The sequence below is a fragment of the Rhizobium ecuadorense genome, from assembly GCF_001187535.1.
GTDB classification, from domain to species: domain Bacteria; phylum Pseudomonadota; class Alphaproteobacteria; order Rhizobiales; family Rhizobiaceae; genus Rhizobium; species Rhizobium ecuadorense.
Map to the genome: position 1 here is coordinate 1 of NZ_LFIO01000261.1, position 391 is coordinate 391.

Annotated in this window: 1 pseudogene; it reads left to right on the forward strand. The window is 57.3% G+C overall.

What is annotated here, in order from left to right:
- Positions 1-234 precede the first annotated feature (234 nt).
- Positions 235-391, forward strand: a pseudogene (locus AF337_RS05835) (DUF4440 domain-containing protein); the annotation flags it as partial.

A 391-nucleotide genomic window follows, 5' to 3' on the forward strand; every position in this document is an offset into this window, starting at 1 on the left:
GTCCTGAGATCGAGTTTTTCGAGGTCGAACGCATAGGCCGTAGCGGTGCATGCGCTCGCCGTTCCAGGGCGGGCACGCGCTGATATAACCGCGCTATGGCCCATCCTTCAAGATGGCGCTTCGGCATTGGTGGCCTGTCTTCGGAAATGAGAGCCGCAATCTGGACCCTCTCGGACAAAACTGCTACAACATGACCGATTGCATAATGCAATCGGTCAATCCAAGGACATTGCCATGAGCGACATGCGCACATCCCGAGAGCAGACTGTCCGTCATCTCTATGCCGCCTATCTCGACGACCGCAAGGATATCGTCGGCGCCATGTTGACGGAGGATTTCACCTTCTCCAGTCCGCGCGACGACCACATCGACCGGGCGACCTATTTCGAGC